The following is a 16098-nucleotide window of genomic DNA, read 5'->3' as shown; positions in this document are numbered from 1 at the left end:
TGCCCTTTATTCGTTGATCAAATACTCTTTAAACTGAGCTATTTTTTTATCAAAATCCTTATCTTTATGGATTAAAAACACATTGCGAGTGCGATTTTTGATTGTTTGAATGCGCGCATCGCTTAATTTAAAATCGCATTTATCCAAAATGCTTAAAACAAAAGCCATAAAGCCTTGTGCGTCTTTTGCGTTTATGCCGATTTTAGCGATGTTTTCTAAATAACTCGCATTTATTTTTAGCTCGTTTTCTAAAATTTTAACAGCCTTGATTTTTGCTTCGTTTTTATCACAAAGTGCGCCTATTAGCTTTGAATGCAAGCTTTTAAGCTCGTTTTGGCTTACTTGTTTTGTGTATTTTAATTTAATAAAAAATTTATTATCAAAAAGCTCAAAAGCCTCCATATAAGCTAAATCATACCTAGCTAGCTCGCTTAATACAAGAGTTAAATTCCACCCTCTTCTTACTATCAATTCAGCACAAAATCCATCATCGCTTTTAACCTTCAAATCGATATTAGCGCAGCAAATCGCCCAAGATGCTATTTTTAAAATTTCGCTTGCAGGATAAAAAATAAAAAGCAAGGTTGATTTTATGGATAAAATTTTATCTTGCGTGCTTTTATCATAGCTTACAAACTCGTCTTGTTTTTTAATTAAAATTTCTTTTTTAGCGCGCAGTCTAGCTGAGCCAAGCACGCTATGGTCGGTATTTTTAAAGCTAGCAAGGGCTTTTTCGTATAAATCTTTAAGGCTTGAAATTTTAATACCAATATGCGTGCTGTCGTTTTGGGTTTTGATGATGGCATAAGTTAGCACACATAGCATTTTAAGTGCTGTTTTGCCCTCTATGTGAGAAATTAAACTAAGCACGCTTTGAGCGTTGATGCCTTCATTTATGGCCTTATTCATTAGTGAATGATTTTTAACCAAATTCACGCCCAAATTCACACACGAACCATTAAAATCTAGCTTATTCATATAAGCCCTAAATATATTTGCTCCCATTATTGCGTGCTTGCTATCATCGCTGCTTTGGCCTTTTGCGACTTCATGCATTAGGGCTGTTAATTTTAAAAGTGCCTTATTTTGCTCACTTAGGCTCTCAAAAAGCTTAGCAAAATAGCCATCAGTTATATTTTCAAGCTCATAAACGCAAACCAAACTATATTCATCTACGCTATATTTATAATTATTAAATTGTGCTAAATGGCGCGTATGCTCCATAGGTTTAACCATGCTAAAAAGCTGTTCGCCATCTAATAAAGCCTTTAAAATCCAAAAAGCGTTTTTTCTAAAAAATAGCTTTTTAAATATCGGTATGGCATTTTCTAGACTTGTTTTGCTAGCTTGGGCGTTTTTAATGTATAAAATGCTTTCTATATGAAACTTAAAAGCCAAATCAGGCAAGGTGCTAATATGCTCTAAAATATTTAATAAATCAGGGCTTTTAGCATGAAGTGGCGTATAAATTGTTTCGTTTATTAAATAAAAATGCCCTGCTCTTTTACTAGCTCTTAACTGCTTAAAACTAAGATTGCTACTAAAATACCTATAAAAAGCCACACGCAATAAATAGCGTGAATACACGGCGATTTTTTGCATAGCGGTTAGGGTTTTGGCTACTAATAAAATTTGCGTGTCTAAATCTCGTTTTTCTTTTATTTTTAGCAGTTTTGCAGCTGGGGCTAAAAATCTAGCATCGATGCTGTCATTACCGCCGCTAAGCCTTAATGCGCTCATCAAAGAGCTTAAAAACTCACTTGCTAAAACCAGCTCGCTATATTCTTTTTCGCTGATATATTTTAGGGCATTTGTGCTTGCTTTGCCATCTAGGCTAAGTAGCATTAAAGCCCGCTCATAATCAAAAAATCCGCCATAACCGCTTTTTAAATCTGGTTTTTGACTAAGCAAAAGCACATCATCATAAGGTTTAAGCGCATTTAAATGATAGCTAATAAACTCGTCTTTTTTATATGCTTTTAGCGCATTAAAAATTTCTTTTGCTTGCTTATATAAAATTTTAGACGCACAAATATAGCGCAAGCTTGCTATATTGCTTTTGGCTTGCATATCATCTTTGAAATTATTAAATGCGGTGCTGATTTCTTGGATTTGAATTTTAAAATTTGGACTTTTAGCTTTTAATCTTTCTTCATAAGCTACTGCTAAATCCCTAGCGTTAAATCCGCGCAAATCCTTATATAATAGCAATATTTGCAGCTCGCAATTATAGCCGATTTCATTTAAGCCATAATTACTAAGCCCAAGCGCACAAAGTGGCACATCATCATCATTTAAGGCAAACTCAGCAAAATAATCTTCTTTAAGTTTAGCAAAGACATTTTTTACTATTTTGTCTATTTCGTGGCTAAAAAATGCGCCAAAACCGCGCCCGTTAAGCTTTTCAAGGGCTTTTTTTAAGCCTTCATTTAAGCCACTAGAATCTGGAAAAATAAGATTTTCATTAAATTTTGATTTTTTAAGCATTCGCGGATTATAGCTAAAAATCGTGCTTTTATGCGCTTTTAAGAGAATATTTTTTATAATCTAGCCTTTTTTAAGGAGAAAATATGAAAAAACTAGCTTTTGGCGCTATGCTTTTTGCAAGTATGGCTTATGCGCATTTTGGTATGGTTATTCCATCAACTTCTAGCACTGATAGCGATAAAATTTCACTAACTTATAAATTCGCTCATCCATTTGAGGGCACTTTAATGGATATACCACTGCCAAAAAGTGCTGGCGTGCTAATAAATGGCAAAAAAAGCGATATGCTAAAAACCCTAAAAGAACAAAAACAAAACAATATGCGATTTTATAACGCTAATTACAATATAAAAGAGCCTGCGGTGCATATTTTTTATGTGGATTTAGAGCCGTATTTTGAACCAAATGAACAAATTTTCATCCACCACACAGCAAAAAGCGTAGTAGATGCTTATGGCGCAGGCGATGGCTGGGATCAAAGCGTAGGGTTAAAGGCTGAGATTATCCCGCTAACTAGGCCTTTTGGGCTATATGCGGGCAATAATTTTAGTGGCGTGGTAATGTATAAGGGCAAGCCGGCCGCAGATGTGATAGTTGAGGTTGAATACCTAAACGATAAAGGCTTAAAAGCTCCAAGCGAAGATCACATAACACAAGAAATCAAAACAAACAAACGCGGTGAGTTTAGCTTTACTATGCCGCTTGCTGGCTGGTGGGGCTTTTGCGCTTTATTAAGCGATGATGAAAAAATCAAAAAAGACGGCAAAACTTACGATGTAGAGCTTGGCGCGATAATCTGGGTAGAAACAAAAGACTACCAAAAATAAACTACACCAGCTTAAAAGCGAGGCTTTTTTGTGAAATTTTAATAAATGTGAAATTTTAATAAAGGGGAGAAAATGCCAGCAGCGATAGATTATGATAAATATTCAAATATGAATAAAAAACAGCTTTTAAACGCGCTAATAAACGCAGAAAATAAAAAGCAAAAAATCAAACAAGACTTAAACGAAAAAATTAAACACACAACAGAGCTAATTAAGTTTTTAAAAACAAAACTTAAAAAGAGCCTAAATGAGCCAAAAAGCTACACTCTAGCACAAGCACCATCAATAAAGAAAATAAATGCATACTTTGAAAAATTGCCACAAGCCGAACAAGACCAAATAAGAGCAGAAGTAAGAGCAGAAATGGGCTTAAATATATGAAATTATCCTAAAACACACAGCAGATAAAGAGCTAAAAAAAATTGAAAAAGGCGATAAGATTGGTGCTTTGAAAATACGCACATTTTTACAAGAGCTTGAAAAAATAGAAAATCCTTTTGTGATAAAAAGTGTTACTAAACTTGAAGCCTTTAAAAATTATTGGCGTTGGCGTGTAGGCAATTATCGCGTTATTGGTATAAAACAAGATGAAATTTTAATAATAGAAATTATAGAAATTTCAATGCGAGAAAATACCTACAAAAAATAAACGGCAAAATATCAAATATAAATTTTATTAAAATTATTTAATCTAGCCTTAACTTTAAAATGGCTTTTAATTTTAAAGCTAGATTAAAAATTTATATTTTTTTTATTCATTCTTAGCTTATTTTATTGTGTTATTTAGAAGTATTATAATTTAAAAATTATTTATTAAAAAATATATAATTTTTTTAAATTTTAATCAAAATCACGAAAATTTCAATAAATTTTTATCATTTTAAGCAAGTTTTAATAACTTAATATAATATAATTTAAACGAAGCTTTTACAAGCTAAGTTTATTTTAAGGAGTAGTCATGGATATAATGCTAGTCTTACAGATTGCTGTATTGTTCGCTGGTATCTATCTAGGCGTAAAGCTAGGTGGCATGGGCGTTGGTTATGCCGGCGGCCTTGGCGTTATCGTGCTTACAGTAGCACTAGGTATGGAGACAAAGATGACTTACATCCCAATAGATGTAATCTTAATCATCGCGTCTGTTATTTCAGCTATCACAGCAATGCAAGTTGCTGGGGGGCTTGATTATTTGGTGCAAGTCGCTTCAAAAATCTTACGCGCAAATCCAAAGCATGTGAATTTCTTAGCTCCGGTTGTTACTTATTTGCTTACTATTTTAGCTGGTACAGGCCACACAGCCTTTGCTGTAATCCCTGTAATAGTAGAGGTTGCAAAAGGACAAAACATCAAGCCATCGGCTCCGTTATCACTTAGCGTGGTAGCAAGTCAAGTAGCCATCACAGCCAGCCCTATTTCAGCTGCTTTTGTTGCGATGACAGGCGTTTGTGAGCCTCTTGGCGTAAGCTATCCTATGCTTTTATTTATTTGCATTAGCACTACTTTTGTAGCTGTGCTTTTAACAGCTTTATTTGTAAATGTTGTTTATAATGTAAGATTAGACACAGATGAAACTTATAAAGCAAGACTAGCTGCTGGCTTGGTAAAAGAAATAAAAGAAGCTCATTATGAAGAATTGCCACCTTATGCTTTGCGTTCTGTGGTTATTTTTGCTATTGGTGTGGTTGCGGTTGTGCTTTATGCTCTTGCGATTTCTCCAAGCGTTGGCCTAATACCAAAAGATAGCGTGCCATTAGCTCGCGATAATGCTATTATTAGCTTTATGCTTACCATAGGCTTTATGATAGTAGTGTTTTGCAAGGTTGATACTGGCAAATTACTCTCAACTAGCACTTTCCAAAGCGGTATGACAGCTTGCATTTGCATTATCGGTATCGCTTGGCTTGGTACTACTTTTGTAAATGGACACCTTGATGCGATTAAAGAAGTAGCTTCAAGCGTTGTTAGAGATTATCCTTACTTGCTAGCAATTGCGCTATATTGCATAAGCTGCTTATTATACTCACAAGCTGCTACTACAAAGGTAATGATGCCAGCTGTGGCACTAGCTATGGGTATGACTTCACCTGAAAATGCTGATGGCGTTTGGATTTTAGTGGCTAGCTTTGCTGCTGTTTCAGGGCTATTTGTGTTGCCTACTTACCCTACTACCTTAGGCGCTATCGCTATGGATGATACTGGCACTACAAAAGGCGGTACTTGGGTATTTAACCACTCATTTTTTATCCCTGGCACTATAATGGTAGCCGTTTCTGTAATCTTAGGATTTATACTAGCACCTATTTTAATCTAAATTTTATGCTTGCCTAAATATTTAGGCAAGCACCCACAATTATTTCTAAGGACATACCATGAAACAATTAGGAATCATCGGTGGAATGGGACCACAAGCCACCTTAGACTTATATCAAAAAATCATAAATCTAACCCCAGCAAGCAAAGATCAAGATCATTTGCATATAGTAATAGACAGCTTCGCACAAATTGAAGATCGCACAGCCTTTATCTTAGGGCAAGGCCAAAATCCATTGCCAAAGCTAATTCAAAGCGCAAAGTTATTAAAAAACGCTGGTTGCGAGGCTATGCTAATGGCTTGTAATACAGCGCATTTTTTTGCAGATGATATACAAAAAAGCGCAGGCGTTAAAATTTTACACATTGCAAAAGCCGCCCTAAATGCAATCAAACGCGATTTTAGCGGCGCTAAGGATATAGCAGTAATTGCTACAAGCGGCACCAAAAAAGCTAGGGTTTATGATGCGATTTTAGAGGCTAACGGATTAAATAGCGTGGCTTTTAGCGATGAAATACAAGCAAAAATAATGTCTTGCATTTATGATGGGGTAAAAGCTGGCAAAACAAAAGAATTCGTGCCACTTTTTAACCAAACCTTAAAAGAAATTAAAGCTGATGTTTATATAGCAGCTTGTACTGAAATACCATTATTTTTGGATTATTTGGACGCTAAATATAATTTTGTCGATGCCACGCTTGAATTAGCAAAGGTTGGCGTTGATTATGCATTAGAGCGCGCTTAGCTTTAAAGCATTAAAATTTTAACATTTAAAGGCAAAAAATGGAGAGCGAATTAGCCTTGTGGGTTTATGCTTTGCTTTTTGGCGTGGCGGTATTTGCTGGCTTTATCGATGCTGTTGCAGGTGGTGGCGGGCTAATTGCCTTGCCTGCTCTTTTAGCAGTTGGTTTGCCTGAGCATTTAGCCCTTGGCACAAATAAACTTCAAGGCTGTTTTGGCACGCTCTCAGCGACTTTTAACTTCGCGCGCAAAGGCTATGTGGAGTGGCGAAAAATCGCCATTGGCATATTTTTTACGCTACTAGGTGCAATACTTGGGACTTTAAGCGTTTTAGCCATTGATCCTAGCTTTTTGCGTTTTTTAATCCCTGTGCTTTTAGTTGGCATTTTTATTTACACGCTTTTTGGCTCAAATTTTAAAACACAAGCAAAAAAAGCCTTGATGAAAGAAAACGCATTTTATATTGTTTTTGGGCTAATTTTGGGCTTTTATGATGGATTTTTTGGCCCTGGTGCTGGTAGTTTTTGGACTTTTGCGATGCTTGCTTTAATAGCACTTGAAACAAAACGCGCCGTAGCTCATACGAAGGCTTTAAATTTTACCTCAAATATCGTTTCTCTTAGCGTATTTATAGCTGGCGGGCAAGTGCTTTGGATCCTAGGCTTTGTAATGGGCGCAGGACAGCTAATCGGCGGGTATTTGGGCGCGCATATGGTGATAAAAAAAGAAGCCGGCTTTGTTAGAATAATATTTTTATGCGTAGTAGCAGCAACCACGCTCAAACTACTCTATGACGGCATTAAAAGCCTTTATTAAGCTTTTAGGCTAGCTGATTAATTAAAATTTCATTTTAAAACTAATTACAATTTAGAATAAAAAATTTTTGTTAAATACAAACCCTGAGCGGGAGCTGGAATTTTAGTAGGGATTTTTGCCTTTAAATTTTGATTTAAAAATCTATCTTTTAACGCATTCATCGCATTTTCATCGCTGCTTGCTTGTAGCGCATTTGCTAGCATTAGACGCACTTGCGAGCGTAAAAAACCATTGGCTTTTATACTAATTAGCGTAAAATCTCCCAAACTAGTTTTAAAAAAGCGCGAGCTAGCAAAATACACGCATCTAATGCTGGATTTTTCATTTGAGCCAAGCTTATAAAACCCGCTAAAATCATGCTCTCCGCAAAAGATTTTAAGAGCTTGTTTTAATTTAGCGTTATTGATTTGTTTAAAATAATACACAAAATCGGCCAAAAAGGCGTTTTTATCGCTATGGGCTAAGATGTAGCGATAAGTTCTTGCTTGCGCGCTAAAACGCGGATGAAAGCTTTCATCTACGATGCGCACAGCTTTTAGGGTGATTTTAGGCGGTAAATGGCGAGAGATTTGCTCTTTTAGCTTTTCTTGGCTCCAAAAATCGCCACAATGCGTGGTGCTAACTTGCATTAGCGCATGCACTCCCTTATCTGTGCGCGAGCTTGAAATAACAGGCTCAAAAATCCCAAGTCGCGCAAGCGTGGCATTTAGCGCATTTTCAATAGTATTTTTGTGTGGCTGAGCTTGCGAGCCACTAAAACCAGCGCCATTATATGCGTAAATTAGAGCTATTTTCATTAGTATTTGCTTAAAATTTTATGCTTAAAAGTGATAAATGAAATACTAAAAAAGAGCGTAAAAATCAATATTATCGCAATGCTTGGTTTTTTAGCTAGTATCATAATGAGCGCAAAATACGCAAGCAAAACGCCAAAGCTACCAAAATACAATATGCCATTTTCGTAGCGTTGCGTAATTAACCCAAAACTAAGGGCAAAAAGCACGCAAGCAAGCGGAAAAAGCGCAACTAGCGTATAAATACTAAAATCTCGCGCACGCTTTTGGTTGCTTAATGCTTCTTTCCAGTATTCAAGTAAATTAAACGCCCCAAAACGCGTGCTGGCTATGCTTGAACGGATTGTCATATCCTTAAACTCGCCTATTTGCCATTTTTGTAAGCTAATATCATACAAACGCCCATTTTCTAGCTTTAAAGCTAGCGCGCTATTTTCATTTATTAGCTCGCCGCTTTGGGCTGTGATTAATCTTTCATTAAGCGGATTTGGATTATAAAGAACGATATTTTTATATGAAAACTCTTCTTTATCTTGCTCATTAGCAAAAACTAGCCATTCGCCAAAACGCTGTCCAAACTCGCCAGGACGGATATTTAGGCTAAATTTTGTTTTTTTGTATTCGATGAAGGTTTTATTTAAGTGTTGTGCATATGGCATTAAAATTAGCGCATTTAATAGCATTAAAACAGATAAAATCCCGCCAAGTAAAACAAAAAATCTCCCCACATTATCAGGACTTTGCCCTAGGGTAAAAATCACCGTGCTTTCATTTTCTTTACTAAGGCGATAAAAACTAACCGCCACACCGATAAAAAAAGCAATAGGTGCTGTAAATAATAAAATTTGCGGTAATAAATAGCTATAAAGTCTAAAAAGTTCGCCAAGGCTAATCTCAATATAGCTAGTAATGCGCGCAATTTGTATAAAAAATACAATCGAAACTACCAAAAAAAGCGTGGCAAATAATGAAATAAAAGAGTTTAAGAAGCTATAAAAAAAGTATTGATTAACCCTAGAAATCATCATAAATCCCAAATAAAATCGCTGATTATAGCCAAAATATATTAAAATTTATTCAAAATTTTGCTTAAAATTTTATTCAAAAAACGCCGTGATATTTACATTTAACGCCTTAGAGTTATGCTTGAATTTATGTTGCTTAATTATAAAAGGCTTTTTAAATAAACTTTAATGCAACGCTAGTTAAAATTTTACTTTATTTTAAAATTTTAAAATTTCACAAAACAAAAGAGCAAAAATGAAAAAACTTATTTTTGTGGCATTGAGTTTAGTTGCTGGGCTTTTGGCTAGTGATTATGTTGATGGATTAAACGCATATAAAGCAAAAGATTACCAAAAAGCAAAAGAGCTTTTTGAAAAAGCCTGCGATGATAAAGACGCTAAGGCCTGCCTTAATCTTGGACTTTTATACGCAAAAGGTCAAGGCGTAGAGCAAAATTATCAAAAAGCTAGCAAATTATGGCAAAAAGCCTGCGATTATAAAGAAATTATTGGCTGTGCTAATCTTGGTAATTGCTATATTGCTGGTCAAGGCGTAGAGCAAAATTATCAAAAAGCTAGGGAGTTTTTACAAAAAGCCTGCGATGGCAACGATGCTTTGGCTTGCTATAATCTTGGACTTTTATATAAAAAAGGCCAAGGCGTAAAACAAAACTCACAACAAACTAAAACATTATTTAACAAAGCTTGTTATTTTGGCTTTCAAAATGCTTGTGAGTATTATTAAGCATAAAATATTAGATTAAATTTTAGTGTAATTTAAAATTTTAATAAAAGGATAAAAAATGAAAAAATTCATTTTTGGGGTGTTAGTTTTAGCTACTGGGCTTTTGGCTAATGATTATGTTGATGGAATAAACGCATATAAAGCAAAAGATTACCAAAAAGCAAAAGAGCTTTTTGAAAAAGCCTGCGATAATAAAGACATTAGATCTTGCGGACTTCTTGGGGGAATGTATTATGAAGGAGAGGGCATAAAGCAAGATTATCAAAAAGCAATACAGCTCCACGAAAAAGCCTGCGATGGCGGAAATGTCTTTTCTTGCGTTGATCTTGGTGTTATATATATAAATGGCCAAGGCGTAAAAAAAGATTATCAAAAAGCAAGAGAGTATTACCAAAAAGCCTGCGATGGCAAAGAAGCTAAGGGTTGTTATTATCTTGGAGCTATGTATGCTAACGCATTAGGCCTAAGCCAAGATTTAGCAATGGCCAAAAAATATTTTAGCAAGGCTTGCGATTTAGGCTTTAAAGAAGGCTGCGAGCTTAGCAAACAGCTAAACCAAACTAGTGATTTTAATGAGGGAATAAAAGCATATAACGCAAAAAATTATGAAAAAGCAAAAGAGCTATGGCAAAAAGCCTGCGATAGCAAAGACGCTAGAGCTTGCTTTAATCTTGGTATGTTTTATAATGAAGGTCAAGGCATAACAAAAGATTATCAAAAAGCAAGAGAGTATTACCAAAAAGCTTGCGATGGCGGAGTTGCTGGGGCTTGCACGAATATCGGGCTTTTATACAATAACGAACAAGGCGTAAAAAAAGATTATCAAAAAGCAAAAGAGTTTTTTGAAAAAGGCTGCGATGGCGGGGACGCCCTGGGTTGTATTGATGTAGGGATTTTATATAGAGATGGCCTTGGCCTTGGCCAAGATTTAGCAATGGCCAAAAAATATTTTAGCAAGGCTTGCGATTTAGGCGCTCAAAATGCTTGCGAGGCTTATAAAACCCTAAATCAATAAGCTAAATTAAAATTTTATAATGGCTAAGCAAATGGGCGCAAGACCCCATTTGCCCTGCTCTACATTTGAAATTTTAAACCCACAACGCTAAAAATTATCAGCCCCAAATACACAAGCTTTTTAAAGCTCATTTTTTCGCCTTGAAAAAGCCCTAAAAGCACGGCACCAACGCAACCAATCCCAGTCCAAATAGCATAAGCGCTACTCATTGAAAACTCACTCATACTAAAACGCAAAAGCAATAAAGAAAAACCAAAAGTAGCGACCATACCGCTAAAAGTAGCGATTTTGAGTTTAAAATTTCGCGCGCTATTAAATCGCCCCATAAAATAAACCCCAGCCACTTCGCTAAATCCAGCAATTATTAAAGCCAAAAATGTCATTTTTGCGCGCCTTTTATGCCTATTACGCCAATTAAAAGCGTGAAAATAAAAAACACCCTAGCAAATGCTAAATCTTGCCCATCTTTATAAAGCAAGGCTAAATCCAAAAGCACCACCAAAAGCGTGGCAAAGCCCACAAAAACGACATAAGCCACACTTGTAGGCAAATACTTAAACGCCTTAGTTAAAACTATAAAATTTGCGCATATCGCGCCTATGGTTAGCGCGTAAGTAAGCGTGCTTTGAGCATATTTTAACCCATAAAGCCAAGTCAAATCCAAAAGACTAGCTATAAAAACTATCAAAAAGCCCTTATTTTCTTTACTCAAAACCATAAATTTGCCTAATCATTAAAATTTAATGCTTTTTTAATGGCAAAAACTTCATTCAAACTTGCTTCAAGTTGCTCTAAGTTTAGCATATTTGCCCCATCACTTAGTGCCTGGCTTGGATTTATATGCGTTTCATAAAAAAACCCATCTACCCCAGCAGCTGCAGCAGCCCTTGCTAAAAGTGGCACAAAATGCGCTTGACCGCTACTTATGGTATTTTCACCCGCTGGCATTTGCACGCTGTGAGTTGCATCAAAAATCACTGGCGCAAACTCACGCATAATCGCAAGCGAGCGCATATCAACGACTAAATTACAATACCCAAAACTAGCACCACGCTCGCATAAAAACACGCCATTTTGCGCGCTTAGCTCTTTATTTGGCTCAGCCTTTACGCCCCTGGTTTCAAGCACCTTTTTTACGCTATGCTTCATGGCTTGCGGGGCTAAAAATTGCCCTTTTTTTATATTGATTTTTGCCTTTGTTTTAGCAGCTGATACTAGCAAATCTGTTTGACGGCATAAAAATGCTGGGATTTGTAAAATATCTGCTACGCTAGCAACCACCGCTGCTTGATGGCTTTCGTGTATATCGGTTAAAATTTTATAAGCAAATTCCTTTTTTACCTCACTTAAAATTTTAAGTCCCTCATCTATGCCCAAACCGCGAAAACTCGAAATACTCGTGCGATTAGCCTTATCAAAACTAGCCTTAAAATAAAACTCCACGCCAGGCATTTTAGAATATTTTTCTAGGCGCGATGCCGTTTGCATAATGTTTTCCCTGCTTTCAATCACGCAAGGTCCAGCAATTAAAATCATAAAAATCCTTTCAAAATAATTTAATTTAAAATTTCAAATCCTAAACTTACAAAACTCAGCCAAAAAACATTCATCGCATTTTGGTTTTACCGCCTTACAAGTGTATCTGCCAAACATTATCAAGGCTTGATGAAGCTTATTTAAATTATCCTTAAAAAGCGCGCAAAGCTCTTTATCTACAAGCTCTGGGCTAGCTGCCTGACTTAAATCAAGGCGTTTTGCTACGCGAAAAACATGCGTATCAACTGCCATCACATTAGCACCACAAGCTTCAATCATCACCACATGCGCCGTTTTTAGCCCAACACCAGCTAGCGTTTTTAGCTCGTTCTCATTTAGCGGGATTTGCCCATTATAACGCTCACACACGGCTTTTGCCATTTTTATTAAATTTTGAGCTTTGTTGTTATAAAACGAGCAGCTTTGAATTAACATTTTTAGGCTTGTAAGGTTTGCGCTTGCTAGTTTTTGGATATTTGGGTAGGCTTGAAAAAGTGCTGGGGTGATGATATTTACGCGCTTATCGGTGCATTGTGCTGAGAGCATTACACACACTAATAGCTCATAATTATTCGCAAATTTTAATTCACTTCTAGCATCACTATAACGCCCCAATAAACGCTCTTTAATGATTTTTACATTTTTCTTGCTTTGCATTTTTGTCCTTAGATGATGTTTTGGCCGTATTTTAAACGGAGTTTATTTAAGCTAGAATCAAGCGCTTTTCTTTTTATATTAGCTTGCTCTACAAATAAATTTTGATTTAAGCCAAAATGACTTGCGCCCACGCTCAAATAATCCACGCTTAGCCCAGCGCCACAATCATTTTGACTAAAAAGCTCTAAAATGCTTGCTTGGATTAGCCAGCTAGTTGCTTGCTCGGCCAAATTTTGAGTAAAGCTTTTTAAGCCAAGGCCTTTATATCGTATTTTAAGCTCTATTTGTAAGGGATTTAAATCTTTTTTAAATAGCTCAAAACTTAAATGCTTGCATAAAATTTTTAAGCGTCTTTTAAGCTCTACCCTATCATTTTGAGCCTTAAAACTTCGCGCCACGCATAGGCTTTTTTGCTCTTTTTGCTTATTTATTTTGCCTAGATTTTCGCCACTAATTTGAGCATAAAGCTTCATGCCATTTTTGCCTAATTTCATAAAATGCGCCCTAGCTTGTAAGGCATCGCTTAAAGTATGAATACCGCGTGCTTTTAAGAAATTTTGATTACTTTTGCCAATGCCACAAAAACACGATATATCAATATCTCCAACCTCATCTAAACTCTCAATCATCATCACGCCTTTTGGCTTTGCTAAATCTGTGGCTAATTTAGCATAATATTTGCTTTTGCTAAGCCCTAATGAACACGGCAAATTCAGCCTCAAAGCCACCTCATCTTGTAAATTTTTAGCAAATTTTAAAGCATTATTTTCAAGCCCGCTACCATTTAAATCCATAAAATATTCATCAATGCTGTATTTTTCTATCTCATTTGTGTAAGCATATAATAAATTATAAAGCGCATTTGAAAGCTTTTTATATAGCGCAAAATCCGTATTTATCGTAATTAAACCAGGGCAAAGATTTTTGCCAATATAAACAGGCATAGCACATTTTACCCCAAAAGCGCGCGCCTCATAATTAGCACTTAAAATAATCCCAGGCTTTAAAAAATCGCCAAAAATATCATAGCAATTACCGCTAATTACGGCCACTGGTTTATTTTTAAGGCTAGGATTTACACTAATAGCAGCAGAAACAAAAAAGCAATCCAAATCAATATGCAAAAACATAATTTCTCTTTTTTGGCGATTATAGCTTAAAAATTTTAAAATCTTTTAATAATTTGTGCTATAATCGGCGACCACATTTTACTTACAAAGGATAAAAATATGAAAAAATCAATCTTAGCTTTAAGTTTAGCAGCTAGTATTAGCTTAAATGCTGCTGTTGTAGCTGTGGTAAATGGCGAAAAAATAGATGATAGTATTTTTGGCAGTAGCGCAAGCCAAATTCAAAGCCTGCCAGCCGAGGCAAAAAAAGCTATGATAGATAGAGTAATCGTGCGCCAGTTATTGCTAGAAGAAGCTAAAAAAGCAAAGGTTCAAGATAGCCCTGAGTATAAATTAGCAGCAAAACAAGGCGAAGAAAATCTAGCCATTCAAGTATGGGAAAAACAACAATTTGACGCCATTAAAATAAGCGATAGCGAAGCAAAAGATTTTTACAATAAAAATAAAGATAAGACAATAATCCCAGCACAAGTTCGCGCTAAGCATATTTTAGTAGCTAGCAAAGCAGAAGCTGAGGCAATTTTAAAAGAATTAAAAGGCCTAAAAGGTGAAGCTTTAAATAAAAAATTTAGCGAACTTGCCAGCACTAAATCAATCGATAAAGCATCAGGCGCAAATGGCGGCGAGCTTGGCTTTTTCCCTAAAAGCCAAATGGTGCCAGAATTTGCCGATGCTGCCTTTGCTATGAAAAAAGGCGAAATTAGCAAAGCACCAGTTCAAACTAACTTTGGCTTTCATATAATCTTAAAAGAAGATGAGCGCGCACAAAGCACGCTTACTTTCAACCGCGTAAAAGACGATATAATCAACACCTTAAAAACTCAAAAATTACAAGTTCAAATGCAAAAAAAAGTAGAAGATCTACGCAAAAACGCCAAAATAGAGTATAAATAATGGGTGCGTTAAGTTTAGTCCCTGCTGGCGTGCTAACAGGCACGCAAGCAAACGCAATCTACGAATACGCAAAAGAAGAAGGTTTTGCAATCCCAGCTGTTAATATAGTAGGCTCAAATAGCCTAAATGCCGTGCTAGAAACGGCTAAAAAGGTTAATTCGCCAGTGATCATTCAGCTAAGCAATGGCGGAGCTAGCTTTTATGCTGGCAAGGGCATCAATGGCACAAATGAAATAGGCATCGGCGATGCCATAGGCGCCATAGCAGCAGCACAGCACGCGCATTTGCTATCTGAGCATTATGGCGTGCCAGTTATTTTACACACAGATCATGCCGCAAAAAAGCTTTTGCCTTGGATTGATACGCTAATTCAAGCAAACAAAGACACAAGAAACAACATCGGCAAGCCACTTTTTAGCTCTCATATGCTAGATTTAAGCGAAGAAAGCTTAGACGAAAATCTAAAAACTTGCAAAAAATATCTTAAAATTTTAAGTTCTCTTGATATTTGCCTTGAAATTGAATTAGGCGTAACAGGCGGCGAAGAAGATGGCGTAGATAATACAAATATCGATAACGCCAAGCTTTACACCCAACCAGAAGATGTAGCAAAAGCATATAAAGAATTAGGCGAAATTAGCCCGCTATTTAGCATAGCTGCTAGCTTTGGCAATGTGCATGGGGTTTATAAGCCAGGCAATGTAATCTTGCGCCCTGAAATTTTAAAAAATAGCCAAGAATACATAGTAAATAAATTTGCTACAAAATCCCATAAGCCTGTAAATTTTGTATTCCACGGCGGTAGCGGCTCAGATATTAGCGATATAAAAGCAGCTATAAATTACGGCGTGGTTAAGATGAATATAGACACAGACACGCAATGGGCCTTTTGGGACGGCGTTAGAGAGTATGAAGCTAGCAATCACGACTATCTACAAGCACAAATTGGCAATCCTAGTGGCGATGACAAGCCAAACAAAAAATACTACGACCCTAGAAAATGGCTAAGAGCAGGCGAAGAAAACCTAAGCAAACGCCTTGAAATAGCCTTTGAAAATCTTAATTGCATAGGGCGAAATTAATTTATATCTTAATGCTAAAAGTTAAAATTTTAACTTTTGGCATAAGGCTATAAAATTTT

General features: G+C 36.1%; 18 protein-coding genes. 10 read left to right on the top strand and 8 right to left on the bottom strand.

Annotation, left to right across the window (positions count from 1 at the left end):
- Window positions 1-6 precede the first annotated feature (6 nt).
- Entirely contained in the window at window positions 7-2487 is a 2481-nt protein-coding gene (locus CINF_RS02340; RefSeq protein WP_179975604.1) for an HD domain-containing protein, read from the bottom strand.
- A gap of 83 nt (window positions 2488-2570) precedes the next feature.
- On the opposite strand from CINF_RS02340, the gene CINF_RS02335 reads away from it, so the two are divergent.
- From CINF_RS02335 to CINF_RS02310, 6 genes are all read left to right on the top strand, one after another.
- Window positions 2571-3314 carry a DUF4198 domain-containing protein gene (locus tag CINF_RS02335; protein WP_179975603.1) on the top strand — a complete coding sequence of 248 codons (744 nt, stop codon included), beginning with the start codon at window positions 2571-2573 and terminating at the stop codon, window positions 3312-3314.
- 72 nt (window positions 3315-3386) lie between these two features.
- Entirely contained in the window at window positions 3387-3695 is a 309-nt protein-coding gene (locus CINF_RS02330; RefSeq protein ID WP_179975602.1) for a hypothetical protein, read from the top strand.
- Window positions 3688-3963, top strand: coding sequence for a type II toxin-antitoxin system RelE family toxin (locus CINF_RS02325; RefSeq protein ID WP_179975921.1), 276 nt, complete (start codon window positions 3688-3690; stop codon window positions 3961-3963). The genes CINF_RS02330 and CINF_RS02325 overlap by 8 nt, the downstream gene beginning before the upstream one ends.
- Window positions 3964-4272: 309 nt before the next feature.
- Entirely contained in the window at window positions 4273-5625 is a 1353-nt protein-coding gene (locus CINF_RS02320; protein WP_179975601.1) for an anaerobic C4-dicarboxylate transporter, read from the top strand.
- 58 nt (window positions 5626-5683) lie between these two features.
- Window positions 5684-6370, top strand: a complete 687-nt coding sequence (gene cuyB / locus CINF_RS02315) for a cysteate racemase (protein WP_179975600.1) — start codon at window positions 5684-5686, stop codon at window positions 6368-6370.
- 38 nt (window positions 6371-6408) lie between these two features.
- On the top strand, window positions 6409-7182 hold the full coding sequence (locus CINF_RS02310; protein ID WP_179975599.1) for a TSUP family transporter: 774 nt from the start codon (window positions 6409-6411) through the stop codon (window positions 7180-7182).
- A 44-nt stretch (window positions 7183-7226) separates the two neighbouring features.
- On the opposite strand, the gene truA is transcribed toward CINF_RS02310, so the two are convergent.
- On the bottom strand, window positions 7227-7979 hold the full coding sequence (truA, locus tag CINF_RS02305; protein ID WP_179975598.1) for a tRNA pseudouridine(38-40) synthase TruA: 753 nt from the start codon (window positions 7977-7979) through the stop codon (window positions 7227-7229).
- A complete protein-coding gene (locus CINF_RS02300; RefSeq protein ID WP_338025061.1) occupies window positions 7979-9001 on the bottom strand; it encodes an LptF/LptG family permease in 1023 nt (340 codons plus the stop codon). Before CINF_RS02300 ends, truA begins: the two co-directional genes overlap by 1 nt.
- Before the next feature lie 235 nt (window positions 9002-9236).
- Here CINF_RS02300 and CINF_RS02295 point away from each other — a divergent pair, with 235 nt between their 5' ends.
- Window positions 9237-9725, top strand: a complete 489-nt coding sequence (locus CINF_RS02295) for a tetratricopeptide repeat protein (RefSeq protein ID WP_179975597.1) — start codon at window positions 9237-9239, stop codon at window positions 9723-9725.
- Between the two features lie 58 nt (window positions 9726-9783).
- The gene (locus tag CINF_RS02290; protein WP_179975596.1) at window positions 9784-10740 is read left to right on the top strand and encodes a tetratricopeptide repeat protein; all 957 of its coding nucleotides are present in this window, start codon (window positions 9784-9786) and stop codon (window positions 10738-10740) included.
- Window positions 10741-10799: 59 nt separating this feature from the next.
- On the opposite strand, the gene CINF_RS02285 is transcribed toward CINF_RS02290, so the two are convergent.
- Genes CINF_RS02285 through CINF_RS02265 form a run of 5 tightly spaced genes read right to left on the bottom strand, consistent with a single transcriptional unit; the run spans window position 10800 to window position 14063 of the window.
- A complete protein-coding gene (locus CINF_RS02285; RefSeq protein ID WP_179975595.1) occupies window positions 10800-11123 on the bottom strand; it encodes a DMT family transporter in 324 nt (107 codons plus the stop codon).
- Window positions 11120-11458 (bottom strand): DMT family transporter, encoded by a 339-nt coding sequence (locus CINF_RS02280; protein WP_179975594.1) that lies wholly within the window; start codon window positions 11456-11458, stop codon window positions 11120-11122. Before CINF_RS02280 ends, CINF_RS02285 begins: the two co-directional genes overlap by 4 nt.
- 8 nt (window positions 11459-11466) lie before the next feature.
- Window positions 11467-12276, bottom strand: a complete 810-nt coding sequence (kdsA, locus tag CINF_RS02275) for a 3-deoxy-8-phosphooctulonate synthase (protein WP_179975593.1) — start codon at window positions 12274-12276, stop codon at window positions 11467-11469.
- A gap of 33 nt (window positions 12277-12309) precedes the next feature.
- Window positions 12310-12933 (bottom strand): endonuclease III, encoded by a 624-nt coding sequence (gene nth / locus CINF_RS02270; RefSeq protein WP_179975592.1) that lies wholly within the window; start codon window positions 12931-12933, stop codon window positions 12310-12312.
- Window positions 12934-12941: 8 nt separating this feature from the next.
- Window positions 12942-14063: a Y-family DNA polymerase gene (locus tag CINF_RS02265; protein WP_179975591.1), complete on the bottom strand. Its 1122-nt coding sequence runs from the start codon at window positions 14061-14063 to the stop codon at window positions 12942-12944.
- A gap of 99 nt (window positions 14064-14162) precedes the next feature.
- Between CINF_RS02265 and CINF_RS02260 the strand changes: the two genes are divergently transcribed.
- Window positions 14163-14957: a peptidylprolyl isomerase gene (locus tag CINF_RS02260; RefSeq protein ID WP_179975590.1), complete on the top strand. Its 795-nt coding sequence runs from the start codon at window positions 14163-14165 to the stop codon at window positions 14955-14957.
- Window positions 14957-16039 carry a class II fructose-bisphosphate aldolase gene (gene fbaA, locus CINF_RS02255; RefSeq protein ID WP_178696598.1) on the top strand — a complete coding sequence of 361 codons (1083 nt, stop codon included), beginning with the start codon at window positions 14957-14959 and terminating at the stop codon, window positions 16037-16039. The genes CINF_RS02260 and fbaA overlap by 1 nt, the downstream gene beginning before the upstream one ends.
- The last annotated feature ends 59 nt before the right edge of the window (window positions 16040-16098 follow it).

This window comes from Candidatus Campylobacter infans (assembly GCF_013416015.1).
GTDB lineage: Bacteria > Campylobacterota > Campylobacteria > Campylobacterales > Campylobacteraceae > Campylobacter > Campylobacter infans.
Note: the sequence above shows the minus strand (reverse complement) of the source record. Positions and strands in the feature narration are given on the sequence as shown.